Below are 16,081 nucleotides of genomic sequence, written 5' to 3'. Positions count from 1 at the left end.
GACAGGTCAGACGCGGTCCGCCGCGATCAGGACGTACTGGAACGAGCCGTCCTTGTACGAGTTGATGAACGCCTCTTCGATACCGGTGACCAGGGACGACGTGGCCCGCAACTCCCAGTACGGGAGGGTCGCGGGCGTCAGGTCGACGACGGCCTGCGGGACGAGGCGGTTGTCGGCCATGGCGCGCAGGTACTCCCGGCGGGAGTGGATGTTGCACTCGAAGTGCGCGTTGATCTGGGAGACCCACTTCGAGGGCTGTCCGTAGCGCGGGTTCCAGCAGCCGGTGATGGTCACATAGCGGCCGCCGACCTCCAGGACGCGGGAGTGCTCGGCGAAGAGGTCGCCCAGGTCGACGTACATGCTCGACTCGTTGTTCCACGAGGCCGCCGCCTGCCCCGTCTCGAAGGGCGTGTCGAGCATGTTGCACACGCGGGCGCGGACGTGGTCCCCGATGCCGAGTTCACCGGCACGCCGGTTCGCGAACTCGGCCTGCTTGGCCGAGAGGGTGACGCCCTCGACCTTGCATCCGAACCGCTGGTGGGCCATCACCATCGAACCGCCCCGGCCGCAGCCGGCGTCCACGAGCGTGTCGTCGCGCCCGATGGAGCCGAGGTGGTCCAGGAGGACCTCGGCCTGCGCCGACTCCAGGCGGTGGAGTTCGGCGATCAGCTTCTTCTCGTACGCGCTGTCGGCGGTGTCGCCGAGGGCGGCGTGGTCGACGTCGCCGATGCCGTAGTGGTGGTGGTAGAGCCCGTCGACGTCACCGAGGCGCAGGTTCACGGGCCTGGCCTCGTTGTTCCAGTAACGGGCGATGTCTCCCTGGTACGGCGTCGCCGGGCCGGGGACGAACGCGGAGGTGCCGTTGAAGGTGGGGAGCTCGGTGTTGGTCACAGATCAATCCGTTCTTACCAGAAATCGGGCAGGCTGTAGCGGTAGGTGTTGGTCTGGTGCCAGTAGTGGTTGCCGTCGACCCAGGCGGCCACGCCGCGCAGGAAGCGCAGGACGTTCGGGACGGGGCAGGCGGCGGCCAGCTCGGCGGCCGCGTCCTCGAAGGCGTGCATGAGGTCGTTGTGGACCTCGACAGCCTTCAGATAGCCGTCCTGGTCGGAGACGGCCTCGCGTTCGCTGATCACCACGGGCAGATTGAGGTGCAGGCCGGGGCTGTTGAGCTCCTTGGTGTAGGAGTACAGGTCGTTGACGATGGTCGTCGCGTTGCCGGCCAGCGCGATGACCCGCTGCATCGCGGGCTGCGCGTGCAGGTCGGTCGGCAGTTCGTAGCCGCCGACGGTGTCGGTGATGGTGGGGCAGGGCCGGAAGTTGTTGAACTGCCGCATCGCCAGGTACTCCCACACCTCCGGGACGTGCTCCGTCTCGGACCAGGCGGCCTCGGCGAGGTACCCGAGGTGCAGCCGGGCCATGTCGTGCCGGAACCGGTCGGCCTGGGAGGGGGTGGACAGCTGGACGAAGTACTCCATCGCGGAGCGGTAGGCACGTCGCGGGGCGTCCGCGTGCAGCGACTCCGCCCACTGCGGCTGGTAGTCCGCCGTCGTGTACAGGGGGTCCAGGGCGGTGTGCGCGAGGAGAAGGCGGCCGCCGAGGCCGATGGGCGAACCACCGTGGTCCTCGCAGTAGATGTCGTCGACCGCGTTCTCGGCGACCATCAGCCGCGTGGCGATCATCAGATGGTCGACGCTCGGAGCGTCCGGATGGCAGGCGACCATGTAGCGCCCGACGGAGAAGCCGTCGAACTGGCCCTCCCAGTCCTCGGGGAACAGCTCGACCTCGTCGACCGCCCAGTCCTTGATCCTTCGACTGACCTCGTCCACGCGCACCGGGTCGGGCTCGGGGACCGGGTGGAAGTAGAGGCCGGGGATCGGATTTCCCGCCGCGGGTTCGGCCGCTGCGGCTGGTTCCGTCGGTACGACCGGTTCCGTCGATGCGAGCGGTTCCGCCGGGGGTTCGTCGAGCCGGGCCGGATAGAGGCTCGACGTGCCCAGACCGGTGGGGCCGCGCAGGATCCGTTCCAGGGAAGACAGGGCGGGGGAGAGCCCGGGATCGGGCATCCGTAACTCCTTGGTGGGGTGGGGGCTGTGGTGGCCGGCCGTCGCGGGCCGGGGCCGGACCGGCTAGGCGTGCCTGCGGGCGATCTGCACGTTCTCCAGCACACCGAGGGCGTTGGGTACGAGGATGGCCGCGGAGTAATAGGTGGTGACGAGGTAGGACATGATCGCCTGCTCGCCGATGCCCATGAAGCGCACCGACAGGCCCGGCTCGTGCTCCTCCGGCAGGCCTGTCTGGCGCAGCCCGATGACGCCCTGGTTGTCCTCGCCGATGCGCATGGCGAGGATCGAGCTGGTGTTCTCCTTGCTGATCGGGATCTTGTCGCAGGGCAGGATCGGGACCCCGCGCCAGGCAAGGACCTGGTGCCCGTCGAGCTCGGCGGTCTCCGGGTAGAGCCCGCAGGCGTTCCACTCGCGCCCGATCGCGGCGATCGTCCGGGGGTGGGCGAGGAAGAGCCTGGTGCCGCGGCGGCGGCAGAGCAGCTCGTCGAGGTCGTCCGGGGTGGGCGGGCCCGAGTGGGGCTGGATCCGCTGCTTGTAGTCGGCGTTGTGGAGCAGACCGAACTCGCGGTTGTTGATCAGCTCGTACTCCTGGCGCTCGCGCAGCGCCTCGATGGTGAGCCTGAGCTGCTCCTCGGTCTGGTTCATCGGCCCGTTGTAGAGGTCGGCGACCCTCGTGTGGACCTTGAGAACGGTCTGGGCGACGGAGAGTTCGTACTCGCGCGGCTTGAGCTCGTAGTCCACGAAGGCACCTGGGAGCGCGACTTCGCCGGTGTGACCGGCGGACATCGCGATCTCGGCCTCGCCGTGGCGGTTCTGCCGCTGGTGCGGCAGCGAGCTGAACCGCCGGATGTGGGCCTGGAGATGCGGCGCCGAGGCCAGCACGGCGGCGAAGTCGGCGCGGGACAGGGTGAGCAGGGTGCCCGCGGTCTCGGCGGTGGCGGTGTGGTCCCAGCTGCCCTCGCCGTCCAGGAGGGCGTGCTCGCCGAACCGGTCGCCGTCGGCGAGCACGGCGACGCCGACCTCGTCGCCGTACTTGCCGACAGAGGTCTGGTTGATCCGGCCGCGGGCGATCAGGTGGATCTGCTGGGCGGGTGTACCGCGCTCGACCAGCACCTCACCGGCCCCGAAGTCGCGCCGGACGCACCGGTCGGCGATCGCGGTCAGCACGGCGAGGTCGTCGAAGCCGCGCAGCAAGGACAGTTCGCCGAGCTCCTGGGGGATCACCCGTACGTCCGGACCGTCCTGGACGAACTCGATGCGTCCGTCGCCGACGGTGTAGCTGAGCCGCCGGTTCACACGGTAGGCGCCACCCTTGGTCTCCACCCAGGGGAGCATCCGCAGCAGCCAGCGGGAGGTGATCTCCTGCATCTGCGGGGTGGACTTGGTCGTGGTGGCGAGGTTGCGGGCGGCCGCGGTACTCAGGCTGGACTGCTGGGGTGGCGATACCGCCTCAGCTTCCGGGCCGGTCTCAACGGTCATCGGACGAGATCTCCTTACGCGCGGTGGGTGATCGGCGGCCGCGCACGCCAAGCGGTGAAAGAGGGAGAGGGCGAGGGGTGGAAAGCGGGTCGAACCATCGGGAATCCGTCCGGATCCCGATGAACAGTAGCGGCGGAAACGCCCTGGTAGCCGTGTCATCCCGCGGGGATTACCTCGATGAAGTGACCTTGATTCGCACGGGGTTTATCCGGGCGACCTACGACATTCGAGCCACCTGACCGATAGCCGCCGAGCGGTGCGTGGCCGGGCCGCGCAGCCAGAGCGACCGGCGCCAGGATCCCGATGATCAGGCGGTGAAACGCCCGGTCGAGGGGGGGCAGGCATGGCTGCCGTATACGACCTGGCCCCCGGCAGTGACCTACGCCTGCTGTTTCTCGACGAGCCGCGCATCGTCGACCGGCACGAACCGCTCCGCTACCCGTACTCGGCCTGCTCCTTCAGCGGGGAGCGTCCCGCGAGTGCCGGCGCCACCGACATCGCGTCCCGCGCGACGGCCCTGCTCGGCTCGGCGGGGCTGGTAAGTGGCGACGTCGGAGGAGAGCGTCGGCGGCAGGCCCCGCACGGTGGTCACCGGCCGCCGCGACGGCAACGACATCGAGATCCATGTGGGCGACCAGGTGCCCATCGTGTGGTTCAGCGGGCGGACGCCGGCGATGGCCTTGTACGAGCCCAGGAGTTCCCGTGGCCGGAGCCGGTGCGCACGGCCGAGACAGTCACGCCCGCGGCGAATGCCGCCGGGAGCGCGTCTGCCCGATCTGCCGTGGCGCGGGGGAACTCGCGATCTCCCGGTTGTCGCCGTACCAGCTGGGCTATTACCCGGAATCGAGCTGGACCGGCGGCCGGCGGGCAGCCGTACGGGTGGGCCGCGTTCACCCCTGCGTGGTCGGCTCGTCAGGCCCGCGTCGGGCGGTTCAGGCGCCGGCTTCCCACGTCATCAGGTTCTGGAACAACTCGGCCTGTTCGATCGCGTCGTCCAGGGCGTTGTGGGTGTGGGGGCGTGAGGACAGCAGATGGCGGGGCATCGACCGCTTCGTCGCCTTGTTGACCGGGACGGAGGCCTTCGCGGCGTACAGCGTCTTGACGTCCATGCACCGGGAGTGGCCGAACGGCGAGCCGGCGTCCGCGAACCGCATGAAGTACCAGTACATCCACATCCAGTCGTAGCCCAGCGGGTACGCGACGAACACCGGAACGGCGGCCAGCTCGTCGGACACGCCCGCGAGCCAGGCCGCCGCGGCGTTCATGGCCTGCGCGGGCTCCTGGCCTTCCCGTGTCAGCCGGTCGCGGTCCAGGCCGCTGACCGCCAGGGCCTCCGGGTCGTAGGCGTCGCCGATCGGCTTGAGCTCGGCGTAGAACGTGCGCTCGGCGGGGTCACAGGCATTGAACACCGATCCGTCGTGGGCCCCCGCGACCGCCAGCCCGAAGCTCGACATCGAGAACGGCCCGGGCACCGGGCCGTCGGCCTCCACGTCGGCCGACACGTAGAACTCAGCTTTCGCCATGGTCATCTCTCCGCGTGCCCTCGTAGAAGGCCCCCATCGTCATCGACTCGAACAGGTGCTGTCCACTCGCCGAGTTGACCGGCGACGCTCGTGCCGAAGAGGGTCGGGGCCGGTCAGAGCGTGGTCGCGTCCGGTTTCCGGCCCCAGGCGGTGATCATGCCGGGCGACAGCGCGGCGCATTCCTCGGAGTCGAGGTAGCGGATCGCCCTGTCGACGGCCGCGTCGTCGACCAGGCCCGTGGCGAGCATCGCGGCTCGGCTTCGTTCCCAGGTGTCCGCCCAGAAGTGGCTGATGGGGCTGCCCGGTACCAGCGGGGGCACATGGATCTCGGCCGCGACCGGCACGAGCCCGGCTCCGCGCAGCAGTTGCGGGTACGAGGGCACCCAGGAGACGTCGGTGCCGATGGTGTCCCGCAGCCCCTGCCACATCGCCCGCATCGCGGCCGTGTACGGCGTCCCGGGCGTCCGGTCGCTCGTCAGGTCGACCGCGTCGCTGAGCACCAGTACACCGCCCGGCGCGACGAGATCCGCGAGGCGGGTGATCAGGCGCTCGCGCTCGGGCAGGTGCATCAGCACGAAGCGCGCGTGGACCAGCCGGAACCGGCCAGGGGCGAAGTCCGGGGCGGTGACGTCGGCCTCCAGTACGTCGAGCCCGGCCACGGGCCGTTCGCCGAGGAAGCGCGCGTCGCGGTCCACCGCGAGCACCCTCTCCACCCGGGCCTCCTCCAACAGCCGACGGGAGACCGTGCCCGTGCCGGCACCCACGTCGAGGCACTGCCACCCCGGGCCCGCCCCCAGTGCCCGCAGCCGCGTCATGGTGATGTCGTCGTACGCGAGGGCGCCGAAATCGATGCGCTCGCCCTCGCCCGGCTGCTCGGGACGGAACACCGCATCGCCATAGCGGCCGCTCCCTGGCGCGTCCCCGGGCGGTTCGGTGCTCACGTCGCCGCCGCCGACGCGGCGCGGGGGGTGTCGCCCTGGACCATCGGGTCGTCGAACTGTTTCATGGCCGGTTCTCTTCACGCGGTGGGGCGGTGCCGGGCAGCCCGTACCGAAGCCGCCTCCCGCCGATCCTCCCCCGACCGCCGCCCGGACGGCCGAGGCGCGCCGCGTCGGTGCCGAACGGCCCAACGGGGCCCCGGGAGGCGAGAAGATCGTGGGCGTACGGACTGCCGAGCCTGGGCAAGTCGTGATCATGACAGATACGCCTCCCGTGGGCCTCCACTCCACCCTCGGCCCCGCCTCCGGCCCTACCCTCCCCCCACCGCCCCGGCGCCCCCTGCGGCAGTTGCTGGCGGCCTCCGTCGGCAATGCGGTCGAGTGGTACGACTGGTACGCGTACACCTTCCTCGCGGCGTACATCGCGAACCAGGTCTTCCCCAAGGGGGCCGGAAACTCCCTGGTCCCGCTCCTGTCGACGTTCGCCGTCTTCGCCGTCGGCTTCTTCATGCGCCCGATCGGGGGGCTCCTCATGGGCGCCGTGGCGGACCGGCGCGGCCGACGGGCCGCGCTCACCGTCACCATCCTCCTCATGGGCGGCAGCAGCCTGCTGGTCGGTCTCACCCCGACGTACGCCGCCGCCGGCGTCCTCGCCCCGGTCGTGCTCGTCGTCGCCCGGCTGCTCCAAGGGCTCTCGGTGGGAGGCGAGTTCGCGGCCTCGACCACCTTTCTCGTCGAATCGGCCGGACCCGGGCGGCGCGGACTCTTCTCGTCCTTCCAGTACGTCTCCACCTCCGCCGGCCAGCTCGCCGCCTCCGGAACGGCCGCGCTGCTGGTCGCCGTGCTCGGGGACGAGCGGATGAACGGCTGGGGCTGGCGGATTCCCTTCCTCCTCGGAGCCGTGCTGAGCCTCGCCGGCTTCTGGATCCGGCGCGGTGCCGAGGAGACCCACGACGTCGCACGGCAGGACGCTCCCCGACCTGGCCTCTTCGAGGCGCTGCGGCAGCATCCCCGCGCCTCGCTGCTGATCGGCGGCATCACGGCCGGCGGAACCCTCGCGTACTACACGTGGACCTCCTACCTCCCGACGTACGCGGAGCTCAACACCGGCATCGACAAGGCGGACGCGCTGCTCGCCGGGACGCTGTCGCTGGCGTTCTTCGCCCTCCTGCAACCGGTCGGCGGGCTGCTCTCCGACCGGTTCGGACGCAAGCCGCTCCTGCTCTTCTTCGGCATCGGCTTCGCCCTGCTCGGCGTACCGCTGCTGCGCGCGCTCGACGGCTCGTTCCTCTCGCTCCTGCTGGTGCAGTGCGCGGGCATGGTGTTGCTGACCGGCTTCACCTCGATCTCGGCGGCCGTGAACGCCGAAATGTTCCCCGCCCGCGTCCGGGCGGCCGGGATCGGCTTCCCGTACTCGCTGACGGTCGCGGTCTTCGGCGGAACGGCCCCGTACGTCGGGACGCTCTTCAAGGAACTGGGCCGCCCGGGTCTGTTCCCCTGGTACGTGGCCGTCCTGTGCCTCGTCTCCTCGGTGGTGTACCTCCGGCTGCCGGAGACCGCTCACAAGGAACTGGACCGCTGAGGGGGCATGGCGGGGGCCTCGGCCGGGTACGCGCCCAGGCGGGTACGACCGGAATGTGGAGGGTCAGGTTCGCGACCATGGCTGGTGACGGTGAGTTCGAGCGGGACCGGAACTACATCACGACACGGATCACGGCCGACGGCCAGGACGGCTACCCCGTCGAACCGGGTCGCTACCGGTTGATCATCGCCCGCGCCTGCCCCTGGGCGAACCGGGCCGCGATCGTCCGGCGGCTGATGGGCCTGGAGGACGTGCTGTCGATGGGCATCGCCGGGCCGCTGCACGACGAGCGCAGCTGGTCGTTCCACATGGACCCGGGCGGCAAGGACCCGGTGCTCGGCATCGAACGGCTCCAGGAGGCGTTCTTCCGGCGCGAACCCGGGTACCCACGCGGCATCACCGTGCCCGCGATCGTGGACATCCCGACGGGTGAAGTGGTGACCAACGACTTCGCCCGGATCACGCTCGACCTGGGCAGCCAGTGGACGGCGCATCAGCGGGACGGCGCACCCGACCTCTACCCGGAGAAGTGGCGCGACGAGATCGACGACGTGGCCGAGAAGGTGTACCGGGACGTCAACAACGGCGTGTACAAGTGCGGGTTCGCCACCAGCCAGGAGGCGTACGACGAGGCGTACCGGAGGCTGTGGGAGCGGCTGGACCGGCTGGAGGAGCGGCTCACCGGCCGGCGCTATCTGGTCGGCGACACCCTCACCGAGGCGGATGTACGGCTCTTCCCGACCCTCGTACGCTTCGACGCCGTCTACCACGGCCACTTCAAGTGCAACCGGCAGAAACTGACCGAACTCCCTGCCCTCTGGGGATACGCGCGGGACCTGTTCCAAACTCCCGGATTCGGCGACACGATCGACTTCCAGCAGATCAAGGCGCACTACTACGTCGTCCACCACGCCATCAACCCGACCGGCATCGTCCCCCAGGGCCCCGACACCCACAACTGGCTCTCACCCCACGGCCGCGCTGCCCTCGGCGGCCACCCCTTCGGCGACGGCACACCCCCCGGCCCTCCGCCCCCGCCGGAGCGGGTACCGCCCCCCGCCTGACGGACGGCCGGGCCTGCCCCGGGGTTTTTCGGCCAACCCCCGCCCGGTCCACCACCCACACACCGCAAGGATCGATGCACCGGGCACGAACGTGCTTTCGCTCTGTCACGGGGTTCGGACGGCGTCCGAAACACATGTGTTCGACACGCCGGGCGTGGTCGTTGAGCAGGCGTCACCCGAATTCCTGACCCGCGGAGGCCTGCCGTGCACCCCGTTCCCGCTCCCCTCGTCCCTGTCCACAACCCCGCCTCCCGTCGCACGGCACGTCCGGACATGAGGTGGGGCGCATGACCGACAGCAGCGATCGTGTTCCGCCGGCGGACACGTCCGCCGGTTCCTCGCCCTCGGAGCAGTTGCTGTTCGGCGGCGAACTCACCTACGACTACGGCTGGGGCACGCACAAGGGCGCCTGGCTCAAGCTCAGCCTGCCGGCGATGGCTCTCTCCCTTCCCCGCCAGGTCGCCGTAGCCGTCCGGCTGGCCCGTCTGGCCGACCGGCGGGCGCTCGCGACGGTCGCGGTCGGTGAGATCGTCCGTGGGATCACGCAGGCCGTCTCCCTGATCGCGGTCAACGCCCTCCTGATCGAACTGCTCGCACCGGGCGACATCACCGGCCGACTACGCGCCGCCCTGCCGTCGCTCACGCTCGTGGCCGTCCTCGCGGTGATCGGCTCGATGGCCAAGTCCGCCTCGACGGCGGCGACCGGCGTCCTGGAGCCGAAGGTCCAGCGGGCGGCGACCGAGCGCTACCTCGGCCTGGTCGCCCGCGTCGAGCTGGAGGCGATCGAGGACGACGCCTTCCACAAGCTGATGGACTCCGCGCAGTGGGGCGCGGAGTCGGCCCGGCGGATGGTCGTCCACTGCACAGCCGTCGGCACCTCCGCGATCTCCCTGATCGCCGCCGCCGGCGTCCTGGCCGTGCTGCACCCGGTGCTCCTGCCGCTGTTGATCTGCATGGCGCTGCCGAGCGCGTGGGGATCGCTCACCATGGCCCGCCACCGGTACGTCAGTTGGCACCGTTTCGTCCAGCACGTGCGGGCCGCGCAGCTCATCAGCCGCCTCCTCATCGACCAGCAGGCCGCGCCCGAGGTCCGCGTCCACGACGTGGCGCCGTTCCTCCTCACGCACTTCCGGCAGATGGCTCGGACCAGCGAGCGCGAACAGACCCGGCTCGCCTGGATCGGCGCCCGTACCGGACTGTTCGCCGACGCCACCCGCGGGATCGCGACCGTTGCCACCTACGGCGTTCTCGGGCTGCTGCTGTGGAAGGGGCAGATGGACCTCGCCGTCGCCGGCACGGCGGTGCTGGCGATCCGCACCGGATCGGCGAGCATCACCGACCTCGTCCTGCGCGTCACCGACGTCCAGGAGGAGGCCCTGTTCGTGGCCGACCTGGAGACCCTGTGCGCGGAGGCGGCCAGTCGCGCCATTCCCACCGGCGGGGCCGATCTGCCCGAGGACGTGGACGAGATCCGCTTCGAGAAGGTGACGTTCACCTACCCCGGCGCGGACAAGCCGTCCCTGCACGAGGTCGACATCGTCATCCCCCGGGGCCGTACCGTCGCGCTGGTGGGCCGCAACGGAAGCGGCAAATCGACGCTCGTCCGGCTGCTGAGCGGGGCCAGACTCCCCGACTCCGGCCGGATCCTCTGGAGCGGCGCGGGTCGCGGCGTGAGTACGGCGGAGGCGGACCGGGCGCAGGTCTTCGACCGGGTCGCGATGGTCGCCCAGGACTTCTTCCGCTGGCCGTTCACCGCCCGCGTCAACATCGGTATCGGCCGACCGGGCACGGTCGACGCCCCGTCCCTGGACGCCGCTGCCGCGTACGCGGGAGCCGACGAGGTGATCGAGACACTGCCCCGTGGTCTGGACACCCTCCTGGCCCGCGGGTACAAGGGCGGCCAGGAGATCTCCGGCGGCCAATGGCAGAAGATCGGCCTGGCCCGGGCCCGGTACCGGCACGGCCAGGTCCTGATCGTGGACGAGCCGACGAGCGCACTCGACCCGGCGGCCGAGCAGCGCGTGTTCGACCAGATCCACCAACTGGCCGCCACCGGCCAGACCACGGTCCTGATCACCCACCGCCTCCACAGCGTCCGCAACGCCGACATCATCTACGTCCTCGACGGCGGCCGAGTCGTCGAACACGGCACGTTCACCGAACTCATGGACCCGGCCACGGGCACAGGCGCGTTTCGGGAGGCCTACGAACTCCAGGCCCGCCAGTTCGCACCCCCGTCGGTACCGACGCAGGCGACCGCCCCGTCGGACGCCTCGCCGGACGCGTGCGAAGACGAGAACGAGGACGAGAACGAGGACGAGGACGAGGACGAGGTGAGGCTCCTCGGGCCATGACCACCACCGACGGCCCCCAGCCAAGAGAGGAGGATTTGCCGAACCGGCAACAACGTTGGCGCGGCCGGGGCACCTTCGGCGACGGTGTGCCGGTGACCGAAGACATCGCGGAAGGATCGCCCATGGACGACTACAGCGGAGACCCGGCCGTACGGGCGGAATGGGACAGCCGCTACGCCGACCGGCAACAACTCTGGAGCGGCCGGCCCAACGGCGCGCTGGTGGCCGAGACCGCCGGCCTCACCCCCGGCCGGGTGCTCGACGTCGGCTGCGGCGAGGGCGCGGACGCCGTCTGGCTGGCCCGCGGCGGCTGGGACGTGACCGCGCTCGAGGTCTCGGGCGTGGCACTGGAACGGGCGGCAGGCCACGCCCGTGCCGCCGGAGTCACCGTCCACTGGGTCCACGCCGAGCTGACGGAGGCGAAGCTCGACCCGGCCTCCTTCGACCTGGTCTCCGCCCAGTACCCGGCCCTGCTCCGCACCCCCGACGCCGCAGCCGAACGAGCCCTCCTCGCGGCCGTCGCCCCCGGTGGCGTACTCCTGCTGGTCCACCACGCGGGAATGGACACCCAGCAGCCCGACGACAGCGGCTTCGACCCGGCCGACTACGTCTGGCCCTCGATGGTCAGCGCCCTCCTCGACGACGACTGGCAGATCGAGGTGGACGAAGAACGCCCCCGCGTCCTCCCCGAAGGCGGCGCAGGCGCCCACCACACGGACGACGTGGTCCTCCGCGCCCGCCGACTCCGCTGAACCCGCGGCGGGGGCTCAGGACCCGGGGGGCGGGGCTCACCAGTACATCGGTTCCTCCTCTTCGTCGTGCTCGGCCTTCGGCCGATGCGCGCCGTAGAGGCGGGTGACGTGCATGCGGACCACCACCGCCTGGCCCGCGACGGCCTCCCGGTACACCCGCTCCTCCGACCGTCCGCTCACTCGGGCCGTGACGAGCAGCTCCCGCCCCACTTCGTCGCCCAGCTCCCGCGACGGCGCGGATATCTCGACCTTGCCCTCGGCCACCACCCAGGAGCCGCCGTAGGGGCCCTCGCGGACGATCCGCACCCAGGGGTTGGCCCGGAGCGTCCGCAGCAGTTCGCTCTCATGGACGGTGGAAACCCACAGCCGCACGATACGAGTGGCTGGTTCCCAGTAGTACCGTTCCCGCCAACCGGACAGCCGTTCGCCACCGAACCGGCCCATCTGCTCCTGCTCGGCCCAGGCCCGCAGATGGCCGTCGCTCGAGTAGATGCCGTCACGTCCCGCTCCGCGGAAAGCGTACGAGGCCTCCGCGTCGGACATCGGCGCTCCGTTGTCGTCGAAATCCCGGCGTCTCGCTGCCCTGTCGTCGGCGCTGCCGGAAGTTCCCGCTGCCTGACCCGTCCGTGGTGACCTGTTCAACCAGCCGGCGGTCGTGATCTTCGGTGGCGCGGATCCCTCGACGGTGACGGTGAGTTGGTGGCGGGGGAGGGGCAGCGTGATGTCCGGTCCGGTCTCGCTCGTCCAGGTGGTCGTCGCTCCTTCAGCGATCCGGAAGGTGTACTCACCGTTGTCGAGCCCCTGGGTCCCACGGAACATGATGCCGTCAAAGGTCTCCACGCCGTCCCGGCCGAGGGAGTCCCTCCTGACAGATCCCCCGGTCGCGGGAACCACCTCGTACCTGATCAGCTTGCGGACATTGGGCTTCTCGAACCTGCTGTCGAGCAGGACGTGATCGTACTGGGAGCGGTCCTGCCGGGGAACGCCGTCCTTCACGACGTACGCCTTCCGGAACAGCGCGCAGGTCACGAACTTGTGGCCCTCATAGCTGGGGATTCGAACCCCGAGGCGGGTCTCCGTCCTGTGCGTACCGTCCTCGGACGCCGTCTCCACCCAGTCGGTGTAGATCCACTCGTCGGCCATGATGTCCCCCATCCCCACCGCGGAAGCGAGTGACCAGCATAGGTTTTTGTTCCAAGGGGGATGGGGGCGTAGCCCTGCGCGATGACGCGGCTGGCCGACGAGTACGGCGACAGTTTCCTCGACGAGGACGAGCCGGTGTCCGCGGTCTCGTGGGGCACGGACGCCGTCACCCTGCACTACAACGAGAAGCCGATGCACTGGACCGGTCTGGCGCCGCGGCCCCTGGGGCTCGTCCCCGGTCAACCCGCCCCGTTCCGCAGTGTGCTGGCTCTCGCCGAGAACGGCTTCGGGCTGCGCGTGACGCCGGCGCGGGACGACGAGGAGCGCTGGAGCGGCAACCTGCTCGTCCTTCCCCAGCCGGCCTGTATTTCAACGTCCCCCACCCTGTCGGTTACGTGCCTGCGGGCGGCGTTGACCTGGGGAGCCTGTTCGACGCGGGCACGGTCCGCGTCGCGATCGACAGCACGTTCGCGCTCGCGGACGCCCGAGCGGCGCACGAACGCGCCGCCCGAGGGCACATCCGGGGCAAGATCGTGCTCACGGTTACCTAGGAGCGGCCCGATCGTTTCACCGACGTGCCCGGCGACGCTCGTACGCGGGGCACCGGTGGCCATCGCGACGCCGATGCGGCGTCCTGACGAGGGAGGCACGTTCCATATGACGCCGAAGCAGCCCAAGACCGAGCTCGACGCCCGTTACAGCTCCGCGCTCAACCCGCGCCCGGGTGCGGAGAACGTCGCCGCCACCGACTGGGCCGAGGCCCAGCGTCAGCTGCGGGCCGCCGAGGTCTTCTGGGTCACCACGGTCCGGCCGGACGGGCGGCTGCACGTCACGCCGCTGATCGCCGCCTGGCACGACGGGGCGCTGCACTTCAGCACGGGGCCCGGCGAGCAGAAGGCGAAGAACCTGGCCGGCAATGCCCACTGCGCACTCACCACAGGGCGCAACTCGCTCTCCGAAGGCCTCGACATCGTGGTCGAGGGAACGGCGGAGCGGGTGACGGATCCGGCGCGGCAGGACGAGGTCATCGCCGCGTTCGAGGCGCAGTACGGGGAGCACATCACCTCGCCGGAGGGGACCTTCTACGGCTTCGGCGACAGCATCCGCAAGGGCAACGACCTGCTGTTCGCGGTGGCACCGGGCACTGCGTACGGCTTCGGGCACGACGGCCAGGTGTTCAGCCACACCCGCTACACCTTCTAGCGGGCCTGTGCACGAGGCGGCCGCTGCCTCCGGGGGCGGCCCCGCATCGGTGAAGGGTCAGGGCGCCGTGCCCGCGGATCCGTAGGCTCTGGCGAGTATGCCTGCTGTCTCGGCCATGGCTTGGCGCAGTTCGGGAGGTGCGACGACCTCGACGTCGATGCCGAGCCGTAGCAACTCGCCGCAGGCGTGGCCGGTGCTCTCGGTCGGGATGACTGCCTGGACCCATCCGTCCTCGCCGACGGGGGTCTCGGTGGCGTCGACCGCCCGCGCCACCTCCGGAGGGACGTTGTCGGGCAGCCGCCGGCGTCCCCGTGGGGACAGCCGGATGGTGGCGGTGCCGGTATGGCGGCGGCTCTGGAAATCGTCCAGGTAGGACGTCCAGTACGTGCCCAGGCTGAAGTCCCGCGGACGGTCGAACCGCTCGTCGCTCAGTACCGCGTCGAGGACCTGGGCCACCCGGTAGGTCGCGATCCGGTTCTCCGTGGCGGCCACGAGGTACCAGGTACCGGACTTGAGCACCAGGCCGTAGGGCCGAAGGCGGCGACGCACCTCCTGCGGCGCGCGCCAGCGGCGGTAGAGCACGTCCACCGCACGCTGGGTGAGCACCGCGTCGACGAACAGGGGCAGATACGGCGTCTGCTCGGGTTCGCGATACCAGCCGGGAGCGTCCAGGTGGAACACCGCCGCGGTCCGCGCGGCCTCCTCGCGCGGTCCCGTCGGGAGCGCGGCGAGCAGCTTCAGCCGTGCCGCCGTCACCTCCGCCGCGAGCCCCAGGTCGGCGGCCGGGCCGGGCAGACCGGCGAAGAACAGCGCCCGCGCCTCACCCTCGCTCATCCCGGTCAGCCGGGTGCGATAGCCGTCGACGAGCTGATAGCCGCCGCCGGGCCCCGGCTCCGCGTAGACCGGTACGCCGGCGTCCTGCAGCCGCGCCAGGTCGCGATAGGCGGTGCGCAGGGACACGCCCAGCTCGTCGGCGAGCCCGCTCGCGGACATACGGCCCCGGGATTGCAGCAACAGCAGCATCGACAGCAGTCGACCGGCAGACATCGGCGCATCCCTCCCCGAAACCCTGACAGTACCTGGCACACGGCCGCCCTACGGTCGACTCGCGTCCCCGGAAGTGAACCGAACAGGAGCCTGCCGTGCCCTCCACCGCCCCCGTCGGCCACCTCGCCGTCATCGAGCTTCGCCAGTACACGCTGCGGCCCGGTCGGCGTGACGAACTCATCGAGCTGTTCGACCGGGAGTTCCTGGAGACCCAGGACGAGACCGGGATGCTCGTGCTCGGCCAGTTCCGGGACCTCGACGATCCGGATCGCTTCGTGTGGCTGCGCGGCTTCCGGGACATGGCGGTACGGCACGACGCGCTGACAGCCTTCTACGGTGGCCCCGTCTGGGCCAAGCACGGCCCGCAGGCCAACGCCACGATGATCGACTCCGACGATGTCCTGCTCCTGCGTTCCCTGTCGGGGGCGAGCGGCATCACCACGGTCGTTCCTTCCCGGCGTCCCCCGGTCGGTGCCCCGGCACCGGAGCGGTTCGTGTCCGCGACCCTGTGGTCCTTCCCTCCCGGACGGCAGGACGGCATCGCGCTGATCCGGGACGGTCTCCTCCCCGTGCTCCACAGGACGGGACCCGCGCCGTTCGCCGCCCTCACCACGGAGACCGCGCACAACACGTTCGCCAGGCTGCCGATCCGTACCGGCGAGAACGTCGCCGCGGTCTTCACCTCGTACCCCGACGAGCGCGCCTACCGACAGCACCTCGCCCAGGTAAGGGCGGATCCCCTCGTGCGGGACGAGATCCTGCCGGGCATCGAGCGCGAACAGACAGCAGCCCCACGGACGTTGCGGCTGGCACCCGCGGGCCGCTCGCTGCTCTGCTGACCGACGCAGGAAGTACGGCCTCCCCCTCGCGCCGGATGTGATCCAGGGCGCAGAGAAATCTTCCCGATACACGCTCCGTTCGGCGGCGTCGGCG

Annotated in this window: 11 protein-coding genes and 3 pseudogenes; 7 read left to right on the top strand and 7 right to left on the bottom strand. The window is 70.6% G+C overall.

Annotation, left to right across the window (positions count from 1 at the left end; all coding sequences use genetic code 11):
• Positions 1-6: 6 nt before the first annotated feature.
• The 5 genes and pseudogenes from Q5762_RS03230 to Q5762_RS03210 all read right to left on the bottom strand — a co-directional run bounded on the left by Q5762_RS03230 (position 7) and on the right by Q5762_RS03210 (position 6,006).
• Positions 7-891, bottom strand: a complete 885-nt coding sequence (locus Q5762_RS03230; protein ID WP_315890372.1) for a geranyl diphosphate 2-C-methyltransferase — start codon at positions 889-891, stop codon at positions 7-9.
• A 14-nt stretch (positions 892-905) separates the two neighbouring features.
• Positions 906-2,203, bottom strand: a pseudogene (locus Q5762_RS03225) (family 2 encapsulin nanocompartment cargo protein terpene cyclase).
• A pseudogene (locus tag Q5762_RS03220) lies at positions 2,139-3,542 on the bottom strand (family 2B encapsulin nanocompartment shell protein); the annotation flags it as partial. The pseudogenes Q5762_RS03225 and Q5762_RS03220, both read right to left, overlap by 65 nt.
• 932 nt (positions 3,543-4,474) lie before the next feature.
• Positions 4,475-5,065, bottom strand: coding sequence for an exonuclease (locus Q5762_RS03215; RefSeq protein ID WP_315890370.1), 591 nt, complete (start codon positions 5,063-5,065; stop codon positions 4,475-4,477).
• Positions 5,066-5,178: 113 nt separating this feature from the next.
• Entirely contained in the window at positions 5,179-6,006 is an 828-nt protein-coding gene (locus tag Q5762_RS03210; protein ID WP_315890369.1) for a methyltransferase domain-containing protein, read from the bottom strand.
• Positions 6,007-6,259: 253 nt separating this feature from the next.
• Here Q5762_RS03210 and Q5762_RS03205 point away from each other — a divergent pair, with 253 nt between their 5' ends.
• The 4 genes from Q5762_RS03205 (at position 6,260) to Q5762_RS03190 (ending at position 11,755) form a co-directional block, all read left to right on the top strand.
• Entirely contained in the window at positions 6,260-7,585 is a 1,326-nt protein-coding gene (locus tag Q5762_RS03205; RefSeq protein ID WP_315890368.1) for an MFS transporter, read from the top strand.
• 77 nt (positions 7,586-7,662) lie between these two features.
• Positions 7,663-8,649, top strand: a complete 987-nt coding sequence (locus tag Q5762_RS03200) for a glutathione S-transferase C-terminal domain-containing protein (protein ID WP_315890367.1) — start codon at positions 7,663-7,665, stop codon at positions 8,647-8,649.
• A 287-nt stretch (positions 8,650-8,936) separates the two neighbouring features.
• The gene (locus Q5762_RS03195) at positions 8,937-11,003 is read left to right on the top strand and encodes an ABC transporter ATP-binding protein (RefSeq protein ID WP_315890366.1); all 2,067 of its coding nucleotides are present in this window, start codon (positions 8,937-8,939) and stop codon (positions 11,001-11,003) included.
• A 122-nt stretch (positions 11,004-11,125) separates the two neighbouring features.
• On the top strand, positions 11,126-11,755 hold the full coding sequence (locus tag Q5762_RS03190; protein WP_315890680.1) for a class I SAM-dependent methyltransferase: 630 nt from the start codon (positions 11,126-11,128) through the stop codon (positions 11,753-11,755).
• Positions 11,756-11,791: 36 nt separating this feature from the next.
• Here Q5762_RS03190 and Q5762_RS03185 read toward each other — a convergent pair whose 3' ends face one another.
• Positions 11,792-12,898 (bottom strand): hypothetical protein, encoded by a 1,107-nt coding sequence (locus Q5762_RS03185; RefSeq protein WP_315890365.1) that lies wholly within the window; start codon positions 12,896-12,898, stop codon positions 11,792-11,794.
• 413 nt (positions 12,899-13,311) lie between these two features.
• On the opposite strand from Q5762_RS03185, the pseudogene Q5762_RS03180 reads away from it, so the two are divergent.
• Together Q5762_RS03180 and Q5762_RS03175 are read left to right on the top strand one after the other, a co-directional pair.
• Positions 13,312-13,449, top strand: a pseudogene (locus tag Q5762_RS03180) (zinc-binding dehydrogenase); the annotation flags it as partial.
• 106 nt (positions 13,450-13,555) lie between these two features.
• A complete protein-coding gene (locus Q5762_RS03175) occupies positions 13,556-14,101 on the top strand; it encodes a pyridoxamine 5'-phosphate oxidase family protein (RefSeq protein ID WP_315890364.1) in 546 nt (181 codons plus the stop codon).
• 57 nt (positions 14,102-14,158) lie between these two features.
• Here Q5762_RS03175 and Q5762_RS03170 read toward each other — a convergent pair whose 3' ends face one another.
• Positions 14,159-15,148 carry a WYL domain-containing protein gene (locus Q5762_RS03170; RefSeq protein WP_315890363.1) on the bottom strand — a complete coding sequence of 330 codons (990 nt, stop codon included), beginning with the start codon at positions 15,146-15,148 and terminating at the stop codon, positions 14,159-14,161.
• Between the two features lie 95 nt (positions 15,149-15,243).
• Between Q5762_RS03170 and Q5762_RS03165 the strand changes: the two genes are divergently transcribed.
• Complete coding sequence (locus tag Q5762_RS03165; RefSeq protein ID WP_315890362.1) at positions 15,244-15,987, top strand: NIPSNAP family protein; 744 nt, start codon at positions 15,244-15,246, stop codon at positions 15,985-15,987.
• Positions 15,988-16,081 lie beyond the last annotated feature (94 nt).

Source organism: Streptomyces sp. P9(2023), assembly GCF_032436795.1.
Classification (GTDB): Bacteria; Actinomycetota; Actinomycetes; order Streptomycetales; family Streptomycetaceae; genus Streptomyces.
Note: the sequence above shows the minus strand (reverse complement) of the source record. Positions and strands in the feature narration are given on the sequence as shown.